Below are 1,334 nucleotides of genomic sequence, written 5' to 3' on the forward strand. Positions count from 1 at the left end.
AGATTTGCAGGAATAGATGTATTTGCTGAATCTTATCAGAGTTTAACACCTAATCATTTTGCTGCCAATAACCCGATTTCTTTTTCAGATCCAACAGGAATGTATATAAGAGAATACAACGGAAGTATAACTTATACCAGGACTGATGAGATTTCGGAATTACAACAATCTTTTGATGGAAGAGTGGATGACCTGGCCCATTATATGAAGGACCGCCAAGTTTTTAAAGAAGATATTCCAGAGTTGGCCTTAAGTGGCTCCAAATTATACACTGCTTTAACAGGAAATTATTTTAATAATAGTGATAAAAAAGAAATCTTTAATCATTTAAATAAGCATATTGGAACTATGGCTACTATTACTGAGTGGGATGGAGATAAGGGCTTTTGGGGTAATTGGGGAACATCAGATAGTTTTTTAGGCAAATTATCATATAATATTGCTAACAACACCTATTTAGCTTTTCAAGTTGTTGATACATTTAATTGGTTAGGTGGTAAAAATATTTCGGGAGTTACTGGTGAACAGGTTTATAGCAATTTAGATAATACGACTCAGTTTAATGCCGGAGAAAGAGGTTTTGCATTTGTCTCAACTTTTAATCCATTATCTGCAGAATTGAAAGTTTTAGGAGTTGGTCAACAAGTTTTGCCAAAAACTGCTTTTAGGTTAACTGATGATTTGGCCCCATTAAGTGCCCCACAGTTTTCAAGTTTATTTAAAGGAACTGTAATTGCTAGAGCTAAACCAACAACAAGAGGCCTTTTAAATAGAAATATGAATAAAGGATTAAATATGATAAATAATATAAGCATGTTTAAAATGGGATATACAAGTGTAATAAAACCATTTTCGCCAAATAAAAAAGAAGAAAAATAATGGGAATTTTTGAATACATCTTTCAACAAATATTTATGAATATTATTGGTAATAGTATTTATTATCTACTTCGTAAAATAATAGGAGATAAAAGGAGCTATAAAGAAATACAAGATCAAACGGAAGGATATATAAAATTTTTCACTGGTGTTATTTTTGTTTTTATAGTTATAGTTTTAATGAAAAGATTTATAAAGTAGACTAAACTCACTTGTTTAGGAACAATTATGATTCAATTATTTAAATATTAACTTGTTGAAAATCAAAAATTCAATAACAAGGGTAGTTGAAGTACAGTAGAAGTGAGGTTGAAGAAGTAAATATCAATACTAAATATGGTGCAGATGGTGTTAAGCTGCAAAAAGAGACCCTGACAACTGGAGTTGCTACCTTTGTTAGGACACAATTCTTATACTCTTTAACTTTAAGAGTATGAAAAAGATCAGAAAAAATTA

Annotated in this window: 1 protein-coding gene; it reads left to right on the plus strand. The window is 30.4% G+C overall.

The genetic code is table 11. The features are described from left to right. On the plus strand, window positions 1-879 hold an 879-nt coding region (locus AB8P06_RS20595; protein WP_369844522.1), incomplete at its 5' end, for a hypothetical protein. Between the last annotated feature and the right edge of the window lie 455 nt (window positions 880-1,334).

The sequence above is a fragment of the Chryseobacterium tongliaonense genome, assembly GCF_041224435.1.
GTDB classification, from domain to species: domain Bacteria; phylum Bacteroidota; class Bacteroidia; order Flavobacteriales; family Weeksellaceae; genus Chryseobacterium; species Chryseobacterium tongliaoense.